Below are 18,003 nucleotides of genomic sequence, written 5' to 3'. Positions count from 1 at the left end.
AATTTTCATTCATTAAGGCATATAGAGAGTAAGTGATGTGTAAAGGAGACCGTATGAATGAAAAAATACAAAATAGGGATCTTAGCGGCATGTATTTTGCTTTTAGGAACCGCTGGATTTGGAATTGCCTATCAACAGCAAACATCTGCTAAAGAGCAGTCTCACTCGTTTAATGTACTGGTGATGGGCGTAGATGAAAGGCCGGGAGATACAGGCCGCTCAGATGTATTAATGGTGGTCAACTTAGATACGAGCCACAATAAAGCAAAAGTTATGCCGATCCCTAGAGATACACGCGTGCACATTGATGGAAAAGGAACGGATGAGAAAATTAATCATGCTTATCGATACGGAGGGATTCCTTTAACCGTGCGCACGGTTGAGAAATTCTTAGATATCGATGTCGATTATTATGTGAAAGTAAATATGGAAGGCTTTAAAGATGTAGTAGATGAACTTGGCGGAGTGAACGTTAAGAACCCGTTTCCTTTTGTGTTTGATTCATTTATCTTTCCTGAAGGAGAAAATGCGTTGAACGGCGAAAAAGCTCTTGCTTATGTGAGGATGAGACACGAAGATCCAAAAGGAGATTTAGGAAGAAATAATCGCCAGCGCCAAGTAGTGGAAGCTCTATTAGATAAAGGAATGAACATGTCAACGGTGAAAAACATTCCAAGTCTCCTCACGCTTGTAAAAAAGCATATTCGAACGAATATTGATGTCAGCGATGCATTTACGATGTATAACATCATTAAGAATGGCCGGCCTGATTTCGAAACGGTAACGGTAAAAGGAGAAGGGCAAATGGTAGATGGTACATGGTATTATGTTGTCAAACCATCTGAAAAAAAACAGCTGAGCGCTATGTTTCAACAAACCAATGAATAAAAAAGAGGGCTGAAAAAATTCAGCCCTCTTTTTATTCACCAATTTCTTCTTGACGCTGCAAGCAGGAAATTTGTTTTTTCTCTGGATGGACACCAAATGTATAGCCCCACGTTTGCAATTTATCTAGAATGATTTCGTCTTTTTTAAAGCCAAAGATCATCACTACATCTTGGTTTTCATCTAAAAGCAAATACTTTTCATCTTTGCGCCACATCGTTAAGTTTGACGCGTAGAAAAGATTCCAGCCGTTATTCATGCGATGACCGGTTGCTTGGTTTTTATAGTTGACAATCATATTTCTTCCTCCATTAGTGAATCTTTCTAAAAGTAAAACTTCAAAGAATATTATAAACGTTCTATTCCTAGAAATCTATTATTTATCCTGTTGAGGGGAACTCGCCGTGATGTTTATAAAATACATGTGATAAAAGATTTAGTATATAAGGATATATTTGTATAAAACGAGAGTCGATAAGTAAGAAAACGGAGAAAAGGAGGGTCTAAAAGCGTATATAATTGAAAAAAATATAAGTTATCTAGCTTTAAAGACTTAAAAACACGCTTTTCAGACCATGGACATGCTTTTTCAAATTTCTACCTACAAGAAAGAAGGCAGAGGTGCGAAATGTGTAGGTGAATCTAAATGAGTTTACGGTAAACATGAGGCCCCAAAACGTGGTACATGCTAGAAAAGGGGGAAATTCAACGATGTCAAAAAAAGCGCTATGGATTAAAAATGCTTCGCAAGTTGTAACGGCCAAAGAAAATAAAGGTCCTTTAGCTGGAAAAGAAATGAGGAACTTGACGGTGATTGAAAATGGCTCAGTCTGGATAGAAGGAGATCAAATTGTGACCGTAGGTACAACAAAAGAGCTAGAACAAAAATATGAAAGGGAAAGAAATGACGCAACGATTATTGATGCTTCTCATAAAATTGTGACTCCGGGTCTGATTGATCCCCATACACACGCTGTGTACGCTGGCTCGCGTGAAGAAGAATTTTATAGGCGGTTTGAAAGGCCAACTTCTTACTTGGATTTATTAGAAGAAGGTGGAGGTATTCACTCCACTGTCGTTCAAACACAGGAAGAGTATGCGTACCGGATTTATCAGCAGAGCTATGAGCGTCTTACGTCTTTTCTAGCTCACGGAGTCACAACTATAGAAGTGAAAAGCGGGTATGGCTTAGAACTAGAAACAGAACTAAAGCAGCTGCAAATCGCTAAAATGCTGAATGATACGCACGCAGTTGATGTAGTAAGTACCTTTTTAGGCGCACACGTCGTACCTCTTGTATATAAAAAAGATACGCAGAAATACGTCAATTTACTTATTCACGAAATGATTCCTCAAATTTCTTCTTATAACCTTGCAGCATTTAATGATGCTGTATGTCTTCCAAATGCTTTTTCATTCAAACAATGTCAAGAAATACTCGAAGCCGGGAAAAGATATGGCATGCTTCCTAAAATACATGCCGACCCCTTTGAATACTGCAGAGGAGCGGAGCTCGCAGCAGAGGTAGGAGCGATATCAGCAGATTATCTTTTGTATGCTTCTGATGAAGGATTAAAGAAACTGGCTGAAAAACGGATCGTAGCCACACTTTTACCCGGGAATTCCTTATTTGTTGGAATGAAATGGCCAGATGCTAGAAAAATGATCGATTTAGGAGTTCCGGTTACTCTTTCTACAGACTGCAATCCAGGTTCATCTCCAACGACTTCACAGCAATTTGTGATGAACCTGGCATGTATGAATATGAACATGAGTCCTGAAGAAGTGCTTGTAGCCACAACTCTTAACGCAGCTCATGCTATTAATCAAGGAGATAAGATTGGGAGTATTGAAGCCGGAAAACAGGCTGACCTAGCGATTTTTAATGTCTCTAGTTATCGAACCCTTCAATATCAGTATGGCTTAAATCATATTGACTGCGTAGTAAAAAAAGGAGAAGTAGTTGTAGAAAACGGAAAAGTTTTGTAAAACAAGTTTATAGAAAAAGAGAAAAGGGTAAAGAATAGAGAATTTGTCACACATGCAAAGGCAGGGAATTTAGATATGATTACAAAACAAAATGTTATTCCATTACTAAAAGAAGCTTGCCCATCTTTTGAGCCAAGCGAAGAAGTGGACCTCAACGATAAAGACGAGCTGCAGCATGAATTAAGCCGTGTTGCGGGTCATTTAATCTCTCTTGAATATAACGGCCAGCTCCAGCGTGAACCGGACGTATTTGAAGCGATTGAACAGCTGTATATAGAAGGTGAAGCTGATGTGAAAGAAGCTGTTACAACGGGACTCTTTCAAGCAATGCATGAAATGATTATAGATCAGCAAATTAGCCCAGAAGAAATTGGAATGCTATTAAAACCTCACTCACTGAAGTGGTGGAAAACGATTGACCATTTTAGCGAAAACAGTGCTGAACAGTAAGGAAAAAGAACGTCATGGAAACATGATGTCCGTGACGTTCTTTTCTTTTACTGTTCTTTTTTCAGCTGTCTCTCTAAAATAAAAGGACCAAATGGAATAACCGACATAAGAAATGCAAATAAAGAGCGGCCGATTGACCATTTATGGGCGAATTTCACATGAACGACTGCAAGAGCGTACAGCACAAAAAGTGCACCGTGTGCTGCGCCTACAACTGATACAGCTTCGGGTATGCCTGCTGCATATTTTAGCGGCATAGCAATGCCAAGCAGCAGTAAAAATGAAATTCCTTCTAAAATTCCTACTAAACGCAGGCGACCGATTGGTGATGTAAGAACCATGTTTTCTCCTCCCGTAACGACGGAATAAATTTCTGTATCAATGACAAAAATGTACCATAGCGAGCTCTTCATATACAAGCATCATTTGTATCTGTCACAAAAAAGTCGAAAACGCTTTAATTTGCTTTATAGAAGTATTTTGTTTGAAAAACTGACATACTCTTGTGATGCAAGGGATAAAAGAGCACACTACGTGTTGACAAGTTATTTTAATTATTTTATATGTATAGTATCGAAAACGTATGAGAGGATTTTTTACCATGACAAACCGAAAACAGCAAAGAGAGAAAATTTTAGATGCTGCTTTTGAAGTGTTCGGATCCAAAGGCTACTATGAAGCAAAAATGATTGATATTGCTAAACTAGCAGGTGTATCTAAAGGAACGCTTTACTTGTACTTTTCGTCTAAAGAGTCGCTTTATATCGCTGTGAACAATCGTTCGTTTGATGAGTTTTTGTATCATGCAAAGCGAAGAACGGATGAATGCCAAACGTTTCATGAAAAGCTGTATTCAATTGCGAAGCATCACCTGCTCTTTTTTTACGAAACTAAAAAATATCCGGACTCTTTTTGGCAAGCCCCTCACCAAATGCCAGAAATGATGGGTCGTCTTCATCAATTTTTTGAGGATTATCACGGGCTTGTTGCTAAATTGATTGAAGAGCAGAAAATAAAAAATGCTTTCTTACACTCAAAAGCGTTTTGCAGCATGTTAAATGGGTATAAGATGGATATCGTTTCCGACGATGATATAACAGAAGAAGATATCATGAACTATGCGGAGTTCATTGTGAACTTATACATTGAAGGCTGTTATTTTGAGACCCAAAAATGACTCGTCGGTACTGGTTGATAATGGAGGGATATGATGAATACCAGCAGCACAGTAATTAATTTTTCATATTTTCAAGAACAAACCGTTACCAAGGTTAACACAGACAATACCCTGCCGTTTTCTCTTGGATTTAGTAAAGGTGGACTTGTGGCAGAATGTCCATGGAGACTAAAAAACAAACGCAGCATCTTGCTTGGTCAAGCGGACTGGAAATCGCTACATTCTGCCGAGCAGCGTCAGCAAGTCGAAGCACTGCTGCTTGGCCAGCACATTATCTCTATACAGTGGTATGAAGATATCGGTATACTTCGAATTACATTTTCTAATGGGTATGCGCTAGATATGTTTCACGACAGCTCTTTTTTTGAAGGTTGGGATTTATATGGTCAAGACGGCTTTTCTTTTATCTCGCTGCCAGGGGGAGCGTGCGACCATCAAATTTCAGTTTGTATAGACAGTTCATCAGCACATGAAAGGAGGTGAGTTTTTTTCACGAAAAACTGACCCGCGGGTACTCTAAAATTGTTAAAAAAAAATAAAACGGGTCTGCAGCTATTAAAGGATGAAGGCTTTTCAAATAACTTAGTTACGTAACGGAGGAAAAAGATGAATTTTTTGACGAGATTTAGTTTAAAAAATGCGGTAGCTGTGTTTATCGTTTCATTTTTACTTATTTTAGCGGGGCTATATTCATTTTCAAAACTAAAAATTGATTTACTGCCGAATATCGAATTTCCGCAGCTGTCCATTGAAGCAACGTATCCCGGGGCTTCTCCTGATGACGTAAATGAAAGCGTCACGTCGAAAATCGAAGACCAAGTGAAAGGAATTGAAGGCGTTAAAAGCGTACAAAGCGTATCGTATGAAAACGTCGGTATTATTAATTTAGAATTCCCGTTTAATACGGATTTAGATAAAGCTGAACAGCAAATTAACTCGTCGATAAAAGAATTAGATTTACCAGAGTCATCAAATGTAGACGTAAACCGTTTTTCATTTGGTTCATTCCCGATTTTCAACATTTCACTGTTTGCGAAAGATGATGCAAATCTTGAAAAAGTATTAAACGATGAAGTGATTCCTGAATTGAATAAAATTCAAGGTATTAACTCCGTCTCAGTTGGCGGCGTGAAAGAGGACCTTTTACAAATTACGGTCGATAAAGAAAAAGCAGCTCAAGCTGGCTTAACGCTTGATGGGATGAAAGAACAAATTAATCAAAAAGCTGTTTCATTCCCAGCAGGAACATTAAACGGAAAAGAGCTTCAAATTCCAGTGCGAGTAGAAGAAAAAGTTGCGACGATCGATGCATTAAAGAAAATCCAGCTGAAATCTACGATGAATCCTGAAGCAAAGCCTGTGAAGCTTGGCGATATTGCCAAAGTCGAAGCCGTAACAGAACAAGGCGAATATACACGCTATGACGGCAAAGATGCACTGTCGATGGCCATCACAAAAAAACAAGATGCTAATACGGTTGAAGTGGCGAGCGAAACGATGAAAATTTTGAAAAAATATGACGATCAGTTAGACTACGCAATCGGCTTTGACTCAGCTGACGGCATTGAAAAGTCTGTTGAAACATTAGTGCGCGAAGGATTGCTGGGAGCATTATTTGCGTCACTTGCCGTACTGATTTTCTTGCGTAACTTCCGCGCTACGATCATTGCCATTATATCGATTCCATTATCGCTGTTAGTATCAGCTATTTTCTTAAATCAGCTTGATATTTCACTTAACATTATGACACTAGGCGGAATGGCTGTAGCCGTTGGGCGCGTAGTGGATGACAGTATTGTTGTGATTGAAAATATTTTTAGACGCGTTCGCCGTTCAGAAGAAGGCATGAGCAACGAGCTTGTCGAATCGTCCACAAAAGAGATTTTAAAAGCCATTACCTCGTCTACCATTACAACGGTTGTCGTATTCTTGCCAATCGGCTTTGTAGGAGGAATTACAGGAGAGTTCTTCTTGCCGTTTGCCTTAACAGTTGTTTTTTCACTGTTAGCATCTCTTCTTGTAGCGATTACAATCGTGCCGATTTTAGCAAAGTTTGCATTTAAAAAAGTCCCGCCTGAAGAAAAAGAAGGAAAGCTGCAGCGCGGATATGCAAAAGCGATTGCATGGTCGCTTAATCATAAAATCAAAATTTTAATTTTATCCTTTATTTTACTGTTTGGCTCATTTGCGCTTGTTCCTTCACTTGGCTTTACGTTTATTCCAAATGAAGAACAAAAAATGCTTCAGGCCAACGTTCAATTACCGGCATCTACATCACTTGAAAAAACAAACGATGTATCTTTAAAAATTGAAAAGATGTTTGCGGATCAAAATGAAATTTCAGATGTGACTACGGAAGTTGGATCACGCGACTTTTCAACAGGTGTAAAACGCCCGAACCAAGTTGGCTATTTCTTGAACGTAAAAGAAGGCGTGAATGTTGATACGTTTATTGATAAAGTTCAAAAGAAAATGGAAAGCATCACGAAAGAAGAATCACCGAAAGCAACAGTTAATGTACAAGAAGCATCAACAGGAGGGCCTCCTACAAATAATAACGTAACGGTTGATTTATATTCTTCTAATTTAAATGACTTGCAAAAGGCAGCTAAGCAAGTGGAAAACCACTTAAACAAAGACAAACGTCTTAAATATGTAACAAATAACTTCTCAGATAAGCAAAAGCAGCTTGTAGTAGAAGTAGATCCTGATAAAGCCGCAGAGTACGGAGTATCTGGATTTCAGCTGCTTGGTACAATCTCCGACCAAACCAAACCAGTATCCGTTGGAGACTTAAAATTAGATAATACAAAACGAGCGGTTCAGCTTTCGTACGATAAAGACCTTAGTTCAGTAAAAGAAATTAAAGATCTTCAAGTATTTACAGAACGAGGGCCTGTGTTAGTAAAAGATATTGCTGACGTTCGTACAATTGATACGTTCACTTCTATTCAAAAGCTTGACGGCAAAGTATTTGCGCGAGTGGAAGCAGATATTAAAGGCGATGATGTTCAAGCTGTGACCAAAGATGTTGTAGATGGAGTAAAAAAGTTAGACTTGCCAAAAGATGTGAGCTTGGACGGTGGAGGCGGAAGCGACGAGACAGTGGAAGTCTTCCAATCTCTAGGTCTAGCTATTTTAACGGCAATCGGCCTTGTGTATTTAACGATGCTCGTTACGTTTGGAAAAGCGCGTATTCCATTTATCATTTTATCGTCACTCATTTTTGTGCCAATCGGTTCGTTAGTTGGTCTAGTACTTGCAAAAGAACCGCTGTCCGTCAGCGTCATGATTGGATTCTTAATGCTGATTGGAATTGTTACAACAAACGCGATTGTACTTGTAGATCGAATTACCCAAAATCGTGAACAAAAAGGCATGACGATCCGCCAATCCCTTATTGAAGCTGGGAAAACGCGCTTGCGTCCAATTTTAATGACGGCGTTTGCTACCATTGCTGCATTAATTCCGCTGGCGCTTACTACATCAAGCGGAACGCTGATTTCAAAAGGCTTAGCTATCACGGTGATCGGAGGGCTTGCGTCATCTACCCTTCTTACCTTAATTATTATTCCAGTGGTATACGAACTCTTCTTCGCAAAGCAAGTGAAAAGAGAAAAACAGCTGGAAAAAGAAACGACATAAGAACTATTTTCTAATAGAGGAAAATATGACCATAGACTATATGTTATAATAAAAGTACGTTTTAACCCCTTATATTATAGAAAAAGAAGCGGCGCTTTCAAGCGCCGCTTCTTTTTTATGTAAAGTCATTATTTACAAAAAATGATTAAATGTCTTGTATGGAGGGAAAGAGTGTTAACAGGAAGCTTTACTATATCATCGTAGAGTTATCTAAAAAACATACAAAGTACAGGAGTGTCGTTTTCGTGAGTTCAACAAAGAAAGTTGTATTTATCAGTTCCATTATCTTAAATGTCCTTTTCATAGGTGTTTTTGCTTTTTATGCAACAAGCAGCAGCGCGATGAAAAATCCGCTGTCATCTAAGGATTCGTCTAAGCAAAGCTATAGAGATAATCCTTATTACATTGAACGGACCACTTTGTTCAAGCAATTAAGTATTCCTAAAGAGTCAATCGTATTTCTCGGTGATAGCATAACCCAGCGCTCTGAATGGAGCGAACTTTTTCATAATAAGCAGATTGTCAATCGAGGCGTAGCCGATGATACAACAGAAGGGGTATTGCATCGTCTAAAAAGTATTACAGATGCTAAGCCAAAAAAGATTTTCTTAATGATTGGCATTAACGATTTAAATGAGCAAAAATCTGTAAAAAAAACCAAAGCCAATTACGCTGAAATTCTTGAACGTATTCATAAAGAATCACCGAATACAAAAGTCTATATTCAAAGTGTACTGCCCGTGAACAATAAAAAATGCGGCGACGCAGTGGACAATAAAGATGTTATCGCATTAAATAACTATTTAAAGCGTCTAGCTAAGAAACACAATGATTCTTACATTGACCTGTATTCGAAAGTATCTACACATAATCAGTTAAAAAGTAATTTCACGGTTGATGGTCTTCATTTAAAAGGCCAAGGCTATGCTATTTGGAAACAAGAGGTTCAGGCATACGTAAACCAATAAAAAAGCGCTCCGAAAGGAGCGCTTTTTTTAGATAAGCTCTGGTAAATGTTTTTTAGCATCGTATTCGACAAGAGCATCTCCGTTTTTGATGCGCTGTAAATAATCAGGATTTGAAATAAGCGGGCGGCCAATAGCAGCTACGTCGATCCAGCCGGCTTGCAGCGCTTTTTCAGCTGATTCAGGCGTTAAGTCACCTACGCCGATAATCGGTCCATCCCAGTACTTACGCGTAATTTCATAAAGATTTTGACCGTTTTGAACATCTTCATAAAAATCCAGCATAGACGGATGGATAATCTCAATTCCTGTTTCTTTAAACGCTTCTGTATACGTTTGAATAGCTTTTTCAGTGTCGTCCCAGCGGTAGTCTGGTTTATCAAGCTTATGAGGAGAGAAGCGAATCACAACGCGCTCTTTTCCAATGGCGTCGATAACAGCCGAAATCACTTCTTTCATAAACGTTAATCGCTGTGCAAGGTCGCCTCCGTATTCATCAGTGCGTTTATTAGACCAGTCTGAATTAAACTGATCGATTAAATAGCCGTGAGCACCGTGAATTTCAACGCCATCAAATCCTGCTTCAATGGCATTTTTAGCGGCTTGAGCGTACTGTTCTACAACTTCTTTAATATCTTCTTTTGACATTTCTTCAGGCTCTTCGTAGGGCTTGCGGAAACGAGGCACTTGGCCTTGTGCCGCAATAGCGGAAGGAGCCTGAGGCTTATGCCCATTGATTAACCCGGAATGACTCAAGCGGCCAACGTGCCAAATTTGAGCGATAATCGTGCCGCCTTCTTCATGAACAGCTTCTGTTACAGGCTTCCATGAATCAATTTGTTCTTGGGTATAGATACCCGGAACGCCAGGATTTCCTTTTGCGCGTTCGCTGATAACAATTCCTTCACTAATAATTAAGCCAATACCATCCTTTGCGCGGCGGCGGTAATAGTCTACAACGTCTTGACCGACTACGCCTGTCTCTGGATCAGCAAAGCATCTTGTCATCGGTGCCATTGCTGTACGAGTGTGTAAATCAAATGCTTCAATGTTTGTTGGTTGGAATAGTTTTTCAAATTTACTCATTTTATATTCAGCTCCTTAAGAGGAAAGTATAGCTGCGAACGTTTTGCAGCGGGTTCAGTTTATTGTAACAGGGGATTTGTTTTATCTTCAAACATTTCGACTTCCGAAAAAGTTCAGAAAAAAAAGCCGGCTGTCTTTACAGCCAACTTTTACAACATTAATGCTGTTTATTAGGAAGTTTTTTCTCAGGATGTCCAGTAGCTTGACCCTGCTTGTTTTTACGCTGCTTTTCTTGATTGTCATTCAGTTTTTGAACAAATTCATTTGTGTTTTCCATTATCCAAACCTCCTTTATGAACTTTCCCTGTTACTATAACCCATTGCACGTAAAAACATGACGCGAATCCGTTAAAAGCAACTTCATATGTGCACTGGTATATAGAAATCAACAGGAAAATCGTGTATACTGTTGTAAAAATAATGTTAATGTTTCGTGAGTTTATAATTTCTTATTCATTCATGAACAAGAAAAGGTGTTACGCAATGAGTGATTTTTTTAGCGGGAAAGAAATGTCGTTTATTTTGATTTTGACATTCAGCGTGTACATATTTGTCTGGAATGTGCCCCTTCAGGCGACAAATGCCATGATGATCTACTTTATCCTGCTGTTTTTGTATACAGTCAGTAAACTGCTTTTTTCTCCTCAGTTCCGACAATTTCCGCTTGTTAAGGTGCTTTTGGCCATTTTATTCGTTCTTATGCTGGCTGAAATAATCGTTGCTTACAGCACTCATAGCATAAAGATTACAGATTTAAATCATATTTTCGATTATTTTAGTCATATGGATTTGTATTCATAGTATGTACAGCAAACAAATGATTTACCACGATATCCTCTCCGAGTGCTGGCTGTGCTTTTTTATATTTTTTACACACTGCTTGCACAAGGAAAGAGAAAGCGTACGTTCTTTGACCAAAAGATCAGGGGAATGCCAAATTTCTTTGAATAGCTCTGTTAAGATGCTTTCGCAAGCATGTGGATCTTTTACTGCTGAATAGACAAGACGATACAAAAGCGATTCATATCGATTGTAAAGCTGATGAAGTGCTTCTTTCTTTCGGATTTTTATCTCTTGAATGAGTAAAAGATCATTGTTCATAACTGAGCCCCTTCGAAAATCAATTATAGTTCATTGTACCCTCGTTAAGATGAGTATAAACACCTAAAAAGGAGAGGCTTATGAGCGATGTAGTATCAAAAAAAACAAGGCAAAATATTCAACGAGATATCGAACAAGGGAACTTGGGGAAAGTGAGAGATCGCCTGCACAGTTTGCTCGTTACGTATCCAAATGAGCTGATAAACTTATTGTAGCTGGATGTGCATTGATTTTCCTTACAGTCGTCAGTTTACTAATCATTGGCGTATATACAGTTTGTACATGGCTGTTTTCATGAAGAAAAGGTGCACAGATGTGCACCTTTTCTTTATGAATGCTGCTTCACTACGTGATTTACAATTTTTTCGGCTGCAGCGGCGGGTCCAGCTGCCTGTTCGAAACTTACGTTGATTTCTTTTATCCCTTTCTTGTAGCGGTCGTCATGTATGACTTCGTCAACGGCACTCCTTAAAAGCGAGGCATTTACCGTTTCTTTTGCTAAGCGATACCCGGCGTTTAGCTCCACGAGCCTTTGAGCAACGAGCGGCTGATCTTTTCCGTGAGGTAAAACGACTAACGGTACGTTAAAATGAATAGCTTCATTTACACTGTTCATGCCTCCGTGCGTGATAAAAACGTCAGCTTCTTTTAACACGTCAAGCTGAGGAACATAGGGCGAAATAATAAAATGCTCTGGTGCTTTTCTTATCTTTTTAAAATCAGCCCGGTCTCCTGCTGCAATCACAACTTTTCCATCAAAGTCGCTAAATGCGTCGATGCAAAGGTTGAAAAAGCCTTCTACATCGTCGAGTACTGTTCCCATTGAAACATAAAGAACTTTTTCATCTTTTAGCTTTTCTAACGGAAAATCATGAGAGGTGTGACGCTTTGGAAAGCTTGGCCCAATAAATAAACAGGATTCATCAAAACGTTCATGAAGCGGCTGAAAAAAGCGGCTTGTGTATACGACCGTTAATTCGCCTTCATTGTTCATAAATTGAAGCAGATTTTTAGGTTCTACGCCAAACTGATTTTTGAGCAAGCTGAGCCCGTACTGAGCTTTTTCGTCAGGTTTAAATGGAACGTCTGAATCCGGATGCAGAGGCATCATTGCTAAGCGTTCTTTTGGCATTAAAAAAGAAGCAGATGATACAATCCCGGGAATTCGCAAATAATCACGTACTAATTCCCCTGCTCCAAACTTGTCGTAAAACACAAAGTCAAAGTCAATTTTTTTTGATAATGTATGAACAAGCTTCAGCGTATCTAAAGACGTTTGGATGTGGATATTTAAAAAGGCGTTGATTCCTTGAGCAGTTTCAGGCTTGATGGATACACCGCTTAATAAGTCCCGGTGAGTGTGTACGATAGCCCCGGCGTTTTCAAGACGCTCTTTAAAACGCTCGGCCGTAATGTAATGAACGGTATCACCTCGATCTGAAAAAGCTTTTACCATTCCAAGCGTTGGGTTTACGTGACCTTCAGCGGGAAAATTGATCATTAAAATGTTTGCCATTTTTTCACTTCACTTTCGGTAAGATTTCTTCAAGCGTAATCAAATATAAGGAAGTTGACAACTAATTTGGCTAGCGCATTTATCTTTTAAAACCTTAACTTTGTGTATAAAATGTGAAAAAATATAACTTTTTTCCTAAAAAATAACATCATTAAGCAGAGGTTATGGTAGAATTTTGAGAGCACTAGAGAGAAAGAATCATTTTTGGAGGTTGCTATTTTGAGTACGTTATCAACAAATTCAGAGCCGGTTTTAAAGCCTAAAAAGAAAAAAGAGTTTACTTACTTCACGCTGCTTCTATTTATCGTGTTAGGCTTTGGCCTGCAGATTATAGCCGGAATTGGAGTAGCTATTTACGATGAAGTTACGGGTTCAAATATGACGGGAATTTTATTAGAAGGGCCATATGCCCTGCTGGTAGACGCGGCGTTTTTTCTAGGCGTTGCGGTGCTGTACAGGCCTGTGCGCAGATTTTTAAAGCCTATGTGGAACGTCTCAGTATTAAAAGAAAGAAAAACGTATGTATATATTGTGGTAGGCTTTTTAATTGTAGCCGCGGTGCAGTACGTGATGCTTTCATTTTTAAACGTAGAAAGCGCAAATCAGCAGCAAAAAGATTTAAACCAAGGCAGTTTTAATCAAACGCTGCTTTCAAGCTGGATATTCTTTATAAGTGTAGCAGTCATTACGCCTATTAAAGAAGAGCTGCTTTATAGAGGTGTTTTATGTGGTTTTTTAACCAAACGCCATCACGTGTTTGTAGGCATTTTCGTTTCGGCTATTGTATTCGGTCTGTTACATATTGGCTTTCCGATTACAGCTACCGTCATGGGACTTGTCTTTGCCATTATTTATTATCGAACAAAATCTATTTTTCCATCTATGATTTTACATATGCTGTGGAATGGATTAGTGAGTATAACCGTCTTCTTTTAAAAGCCGCTTAAGCGGCTTTTTTATTTGGATAAAGATGCAGAATGCTTTACGCGAATTTTCCCAACAATTAATAATCCAAGAGGGTAAAATAGTCCAAATAACAGACTATACGGAATCCACGTATCTCTGTCCCACGTTTGTTCATATGGAATGCTTGGATACACGATAAGTGAAAATGTAACGGCAATAATGCCTAGCGGAAGAGTTAAAATTCGGTAGTTTTTTAATTCAAGAATTTGAGCGAGTCCAGAAACGGTCGCATAATAGTAGAGAGACGTTTTAAAATAAAGAGATAAAAACCACATAATAGCCATAATTACTTCAATATTTTTTAGAAAATCCGCAACTTCGATCCGTCTTGCAAGCTCATAGCTTGGATATAAAGCAATACGTGTATACGTATTTCCAAGTACAAGAATGCCAAGCAATAAGATAATAATCATAATGCCTCCGCCGATTAAGCTTCCCGTAAAAAAAGCGCGGTTTCGCTGATCTGGTTCCGCTACGTGAGCAGGGAAAACGGTTAGCAATACAATAAAAGTGAGAGAAGTAATACTTGTAAATACCAGAATAGATCTGATAATAGGCTTAACGCCTACCTCTAACAAAGGCTGCAAATTCTCATAATGAATTTGAGGGAAGATCGAAAAAACTAAGATTAAGAACGGAATAACAAACCAAGGAAAGAGAATTTCAGCACAGCGGGCAATCGTTTCAATGCCAAGCCGAACGCCGACAATCACAATTCCCATAAACAAAATATGAACAGCAAGCATAGGTGTTTGAATAATAATGCGAGTTGTTAGAAACGAGCCCACGTAAAACAAAACTTGACTGCAAAAAAGAAGAGTAGAAGCGACAAATAAAAGAGATACAAACTTTCCTAGCCACTTGCCTAAAATGGCTTCGTTTAGTTCCATGAGCGTTTTATTAGGATAAAGGCTAGAAAGTTTGATATACATCCATACAAGAAAAACGCCTACACCTACGCCTAAAATAGCTGGAATCCATGCCTCTTGTTTAGAATCAGCCGTTAAGCTTCCAGGAACGACTAAAATGGTGTCGCCTAAACTATAAAAAATGACGAGTATTCGAAACTGTGCTGCGGATAAATTCATCTGACTATGCACATTGTTCACTTCCTTTTATTTCAACAGACTGAACAAAAAATCACTAAAAGGTTTTAATAAAAAAGCAATGCCGTCCCCGGGGTTAGGAACCTCCACACCGCCGTATTTTAAACTAACAATTAAAATACTTACTATGAACAAACTCCAAAAAATTTGCTTTTCTTTTTTACTGTTCACTTTTTTTAAATAAGGTATTTCTACTAAACAAACAGCTGCACAAAGTAAAAAAATCCCTAAAAATATAAGCATGTATCAACCTCAATTAGTAACCCTTTAAAAATGATGAAGGGATGTTAAAGACGCCTGTGTTTCAAATATAGTATGATCCAAAAAGGCTTGATTTATGAAAAGTAAGACTAAAGCCAGGGCAAAACCGTGTTATAATGACCAAGTTGAGCGTTATAATAGAAAAAACAGCATGATTACAAACAAGTAGATACATAACAAGGTAAGGATGGGAGAGATATATATGGCAGATGAGCTCAAAAAAATGCTAGATGACAAAGAAAAGGTGCAGCTTATTATCGCCGCTGTTGTCATGCTTGGAGGCCTGGTCGTTTTGTTAAAAAGCGTTGCAACAGGGCAGGCCATGGGTGAAAAATGGCTAGAAAGTCAAGGGAACGCAGACACGGATCTGTATCTTGAAACGATAAAAAGCTACATACATCTGTATCAAATTGTGGGTGGCGTCATGTTTGGAGGAGGCCTTCTCACGTTACTTCGTGCTAAACTAAAGAAATAAAGCGGCAGCAAAATAAAAGATCATAGTCCAAAAGAAGTGTCATATCTTTTTAATGACTTAAAAAATAGTGAAAAGGAGTTATGTATGAATAATGAAGAAAATACACCGGCTTATCATCTGTTTATGATGATAGGAGCGCTTGCTATGCTGATTTTTGGTGTTGTCGGTTTCTTTATTCAGTATCCTGCTACGTTAAGTTTTGTGATGTGTATTGGTGGAAGTATCATATTTTTGCTGCATTTATTTGAATATATGAAACCTAAAAATGAACTATAGCATCTTCAAACGAGGAAATCTAGAAGCAAAGGAAGATGAGAAATGCGGAAACACCGTACGTATGAAACGCTAGTTGATCTTTATCAAAAAAGCGCCAAAATTCATTATGAAATCGATTATCGAGATAAAAAATCTGTAAAAAGAGGCAATCGAGCTGCAGAAGATATGAAAAAAATTGCACAGCTCATTCATTTATATTATCCAGGCATGCTGTTTGAATTTGCAACACTGCTGACGAATCCTACTTATCGAATTGACCTATGGGCTGCACATCATATTTTAGAAATCATGAGCTATTCACCAATGCTTGAGGACAACGCGCTTTCCGTCATTGAACGCTACGCCGACGAAAATGATTTTACAGCTTTAGGAAATCGCATGTGGTTAGATCAGTGGAGAGAAAAACAGCGCTAAAATTGGGCTAAGCAAACAAGAATAACCAAAAGGAAGATGGATATATGAGTTTATGTACATTAAAGAACGGTATAGGCATCAGCATTCGAGAAGCAGCACCGAAAGACGCAGAGAAAATGATTGCTTTTTACAACCGGGTAGGAGGAGAAAGCGATTTTCTTTCATTTGGAGAAGGTGAGTTTCTTACACCTCTTTCAGAGTACGAACTGTTTTTAGCTTCTGTAAAACAAGAGCAAAATGCTCTTATAGTTGTGGCTGAAAAAGAAGAGAAAATCATTAGTATTGCATCCATCACCTCGTCTCAAAACCCGCGTAATAAGCATGTGGGAATCCTCGGTATTGTAGTAGAGAAATCTTATAGCGGGCTAGGGTTAGGCAGACAGCTAATGATTGAGCTGATTGAATGGGCACGTACGAATAAACAAACAAAAAAAATCGAACTTGTGACGCGAGAAGATAACCAAAGAGCTATTTCTTTATACAAGCAGCTAGGGTTTCAAACAGAAGGATTAAAAGAAAAAGACACCTATATAAATGGCGTGTACTATAATACAATGCTTATGGGTCTTCACTTATAAAAAGAGGCTGGGACAAAAGTATATTAAGTGAATGAAAATCCGAACGATGAATCGTTCGGATTTTTTCATTGTGGTGATGAACATAGGCTTCCTATAGGCAGATGCTTCTAACGATTTTGGAGGCTCAGCGGCGCCCGCGGAACGCGAAGCCTTGGACGGAAATCAATGGCGGCGGAACAAGCAGGCCAGATCATGTATGCCAATGGTTCGTCTTTAGATTGAATTGACGTAGTTATATCTCACTCTTTTTTTGTTTATTGTTTTTTAGCTTCCGCAAATACACTCATCGCCTCGTTCATAAATTTGGCTAATCCTTTTCCATAGCGATCAATGTTAGTTGTAAATCGCTCATCTTGCACATACATTTCTCCAAGACCTTTAAAGGCTTCTAATGAATATGTTCCAAAGTTCTCATTTAAAAATTGATACCATGTCGCAATAGCTTTTTGAGCTTCTGTAGAGGATGGTGACAGATCACGAAGCGAAGCTAAGTGAGTGTAGATACTTTCCCATTCGTTTGATATGCGCTGCTGTTCTTCTTGTGAGAAGCTTTGTACTTTTTCATTCGCTTCATCTACCCGCTGATTTCCCCAGCGCTTCCGTGCTTCTTCTTCATAGGGGTTATGCGAAAAATCCAGTCCTTTAAACCGCTCTTTTTCGTTCATTTCAATCGCTCCTTTTTCATATTGAATCGTTTTATTAATGGTTACAATCATTTGATCGAGCCGACTGCGTTTTTCAATCAGCATGTTTTTTTGCAGTATCAACGCTTCTGTGCGATTAAACGTCGGATCTGTTATAATCTCGTGAATTTGTTTTAAAGGGAAGCCAAGTTCTTTAAAAAATAATATTTGCTGAAGCATATCGAGATTAGCCGGTGAATAAAGCCGGTAGCCGGATTCACTAACGGCATCAGGTTTTAATAGCCCGATTTCATCATAATGATGCAGCGTGCGGACGCTGATTCCTACTAAGTCAGCAACTTCTTTTACTTTTCTGTTCATTCTTTCATCTCCCTTCTGAAATCTACTATAAAATATAACGCAGCGTAAGGGTCAATACTAAAAAAGAAATAATTGACTTTTAGTTTATATGCATTTATATTTAATTAGC

21 protein-coding genes and 2 pseudogenes are annotated in these 18,003 nt (G+C 38.6%); 14 read left to right on the top strand and 9 right to left on the bottom strand.

Features of this window, described 5'->3' with window-relative positions:
* Positions 1 to 57: 57 nt before the first annotated feature.
* On the top strand, positions 58 to 888 hold the full coding sequence (locus MKY06_RS15960) for an LCP family protein (RefSeq protein ID WP_029322768.1): 831 nt from the start codon (positions 58 to 60) through the stop codon (positions 886 to 888).
* Between the two features lie 31 nt (positions 889 to 919).
* On the opposite strand, the gene MKY06_RS15955 is transcribed toward MKY06_RS15960, so the two are convergent.
* Positions 920 to 1,183 carry a hypothetical protein gene (locus MKY06_RS15955; RefSeq protein WP_013057818.1) on the bottom strand — a complete coding sequence of 88 codons (264 nt, stop codon included), beginning with the start codon at positions 1,181 to 1,183 and terminating at the stop codon, positions 920 to 922.
* Positions 1,184 to 1,596: 413 nt separating this feature from the next.
* On the opposite strand from MKY06_RS15955, the gene hutI reads away from it, so the two are divergent.
* Positions 1,597 to 2,874 carry an imidazolonepropionase gene (hutI, locus tag MKY06_RS15950; RefSeq protein ID WP_029322765.1) on the top strand — a complete coding sequence of 426 codons (1,278 nt, stop codon included), beginning with the start codon at positions 1,597 to 1,599 and terminating at the stop codon, positions 2,872 to 2,874.
* Between the two features lie 75 nt (positions 2,875 to 2,949).
* Entirely contained in the window at positions 2,950 to 3,324 is a 375-nt protein-coding gene (locus MKY06_RS15945; RefSeq protein ID WP_029322762.1) for a DUF7674 family protein, read from the top strand.
* A gap of 47 nt (positions 3,325 to 3,371) precedes the next feature.
* Here MKY06_RS15945 and MKY06_RS15940 read toward each other — a convergent pair whose 3' ends face one another.
* Positions 3,372 to 3,665 carry a DUF3817 domain-containing protein gene (locus MKY06_RS15940; RefSeq protein WP_013083888.1) on the bottom strand — a complete coding sequence of 98 codons (294 nt, stop codon included), beginning with the start codon at positions 3,663 to 3,665 and terminating at the stop codon, positions 3,372 to 3,374.
* A gap of 260 nt (positions 3,666 to 3,925) precedes the next feature.
* On the opposite strand from MKY06_RS15940, the gene MKY06_RS15935 reads away from it, so the two are divergent.
* The 4 genes from MKY06_RS15935 (at position 3,926) to MKY06_RS15920 (ending at position 9,114) form a co-directional block, all read left to right on the top strand.
* A complete protein-coding gene (locus tag MKY06_RS15935; protein WP_013057814.1) occupies positions 3,926 to 4,501 on the top strand; it encodes a TetR/AcrR family transcriptional regulator in 576 nt (191 codons plus the stop codon).
* 33 nt (positions 4,502 to 4,534) lie between these two features.
* Positions 4,535 to 4,984: a DUF6188 family protein gene (locus MKY06_RS15930; RefSeq protein ID WP_013057813.1), complete on the top strand. Its 450-nt coding sequence runs from the start codon at positions 4,535 to 4,537 to the stop codon at positions 4,982 to 4,984.
* Between the two features lie 123 nt (positions 4,985 to 5,107).
* Complete coding sequence (locus MKY06_RS15925; RefSeq protein ID WP_029322757.1) at positions 5,108 to 8,146, top strand: efflux RND transporter permease subunit; 3,039 nt, start codon at positions 5,108 to 5,110, stop codon at positions 8,144 to 8,146.
* A gap of 245 nt (positions 8,147 to 8,391) precedes the next feature.
* The gene (locus tag MKY06_RS15920) at positions 8,392 to 9,114 is read left to right on the top strand and encodes a GDSL-type esterase/lipase family protein (RefSeq protein ID WP_029322755.1); all 723 of its coding nucleotides are present in this window, start codon (positions 8,392 to 8,394) and stop codon (positions 9,112 to 9,114) included.
* Positions 9,115 to 9,141: 27 nt separating this feature from the next.
* On the opposite strand, the pseudogene MKY06_RS15915 reads toward MKY06_RS15920, so the two are convergent.
* Together MKY06_RS15915 and MKY06_RS15910 are read right to left on the bottom strand one after the other, a co-directional pair.
* Positions 9,142 to 10,182 (bottom strand): annotated as a pseudogene (locus MKY06_RS15915) (alkene reductase); the annotation flags it as partial.
* A 172-nt stretch (positions 10,183 to 10,354) separates the two neighbouring features.
* Positions 10,355 to 10,474: a DUF4023 domain-containing protein gene (locus tag MKY06_RS15910; protein WP_013057809.1), complete on the bottom strand. Its 120-nt coding sequence runs from the start codon at positions 10,472 to 10,474 to the stop codon at positions 10,355 to 10,357.
* A gap of 206 nt (positions 10,475 to 10,680) precedes the next feature.
* Between MKY06_RS15910 and MKY06_RS15905 the strand changes: the two genes are divergently transcribed.
* Positions 10,681 to 10,998 (top strand): hypothetical protein, encoded by a 318-nt coding sequence (locus tag MKY06_RS15905; protein ID WP_013057808.1) that lies wholly within the window; start codon positions 10,681 to 10,683, stop codon positions 10,996 to 10,998.
* Positions 10,999 to 11,019: 21 nt separating this feature from the next.
* Here the strand turns inward: MKY06_RS15905 and MKY06_RS15900 are convergent, their stop codons facing one another.
* On the bottom strand, positions 11,020 to 11,298 hold the full coding sequence (locus MKY06_RS15900; protein WP_053487459.1) for an RNA polymerase sigma factor: 279 nt from the start codon (positions 11,296 to 11,298) through the stop codon (positions 11,020 to 11,022).
* A gap of 80 nt (positions 11,299 to 11,378) precedes the next feature.
* Here MKY06_RS15900 and MKY06_RS15895 point away from each other — a divergent pair.
* Positions 11,379 to 11,498: pseudogene (locus tag MKY06_RS15895) on the top strand (DUF6584 family protein); the annotation flags it as partial.
* Between the two features lie 128 nt (positions 11,499 to 11,626).
* Here the strand turns inward: MKY06_RS15895 and MKY06_RS15890 are convergent.
* Positions 11,627 to 12,814 (bottom strand): macrolide family glycosyltransferase, encoded by a 1,188-nt coding sequence (locus MKY06_RS15890; RefSeq protein ID WP_053487458.1) that lies wholly within the window; start codon positions 12,812 to 12,814, stop codon positions 11,627 to 11,629.
* A 219-nt stretch (positions 12,815 to 13,033) separates the two neighbouring features.
* Between MKY06_RS15890 and MKY06_RS15885 the strand changes: the two genes are divergently transcribed.
* Positions 13,034 to 13,750: a CPBP family intramembrane glutamic endopeptidase gene (locus tag MKY06_RS15885; protein WP_053487457.1), complete on the top strand. Its 717-nt coding sequence runs from the start codon at positions 13,034 to 13,036 to the stop codon at positions 13,748 to 13,750.
* A 20-nt stretch (positions 13,751 to 13,770) separates the two neighbouring features.
* On the opposite strand, the gene MKY06_RS15880 is transcribed toward MKY06_RS15885, so the two are convergent.
* The gene (locus MKY06_RS15880) at positions 13,771 to 14,880 is read right to left on the bottom strand and encodes a GerAB/ArcD/ProY family transporter (protein WP_013057805.1); all 1,110 of its coding nucleotides are present in this window, start codon (positions 14,878 to 14,880) and stop codon (positions 13,771 to 13,773) included.
* Positions 14,881 to 14,895: 15 nt separating this feature from the next.
* The gene (locus MKY06_RS15875; protein ID WP_013057804.1) at positions 14,896 to 15,129 is read right to left on the bottom strand and encodes a hypothetical protein; all 234 of its coding nucleotides are present in this window, start codon (positions 15,127 to 15,129) and stop codon (positions 14,896 to 14,898) included.
* Positions 15,130 to 15,349: 220 nt separating this feature from the next.
* On the opposite strand from MKY06_RS15875, the gene MKY06_RS15870 reads away from it, so the two are divergent.
* The 4 genes from MKY06_RS15870 to MKY06_RS15855 all read left to right on the top strand — a co-directional run bounded on the left by MKY06_RS15870 (position 15,350) and on the right by MKY06_RS15855 (position 16,890).
* Positions 15,350 to 15,622, top strand: a complete 273-nt coding sequence (locus MKY06_RS15870) for a hypothetical protein (RefSeq protein WP_013057803.1) — start codon at positions 15,350 to 15,352, stop codon at positions 15,620 to 15,622.
* 84 nt (positions 15,623 to 15,706) lie between these two features.
* Positions 15,707 to 15,898, top strand: coding sequence for a hypothetical protein (locus MKY06_RS15865; RefSeq protein ID WP_014459359.1), 192 nt, complete (start codon positions 15,707 to 15,709; stop codon positions 15,896 to 15,898).
* Between the two features lie 42 nt (positions 15,899 to 15,940).
* Positions 15,941 to 16,312: a hypothetical protein gene (locus tag MKY06_RS15860; RefSeq protein WP_098277637.1), complete on the top strand. Its 372-nt coding sequence runs from the start codon at positions 15,941 to 15,943 to the stop codon at positions 16,310 to 16,312.
* A gap of 44 nt (positions 16,313 to 16,356) precedes the next feature.
* Positions 16,357 to 16,890: a GNAT family N-acetyltransferase gene (locus tag MKY06_RS15855; RefSeq protein ID WP_013057800.1), complete on the top strand. Its 534-nt coding sequence runs from the start codon at positions 16,357 to 16,359 to the stop codon at positions 16,888 to 16,890.
* 254 nt (positions 16,891 to 17,144) lie between these two features.
* On the opposite strand, the gene MKY06_RS15850 is transcribed toward MKY06_RS15855, so the two are convergent.
* Positions 17,145 to 17,894: a MerR family transcriptional regulator gene (locus MKY06_RS15850; protein ID WP_029322737.1), complete on the bottom strand. Its 750-nt coding sequence runs from the start codon at positions 17,892 to 17,894 to the stop codon at positions 17,145 to 17,147.
* Positions 17,895 to 18,003 lie beyond the last annotated feature (109 nt).

Origin of the sequence: Priestia sp. FSL P4-0332, from assembly GCF_038005845.1 — a bacterium.
Classification (GTDB): domain Bacteria; phylum Bacillota; class Bacilli; order Bacillales; family Bacillaceae_H; genus Priestia.
Note: the sequence above shows the minus strand (reverse complement) of the source record. Positions and strands in the feature narration are given on the sequence as shown.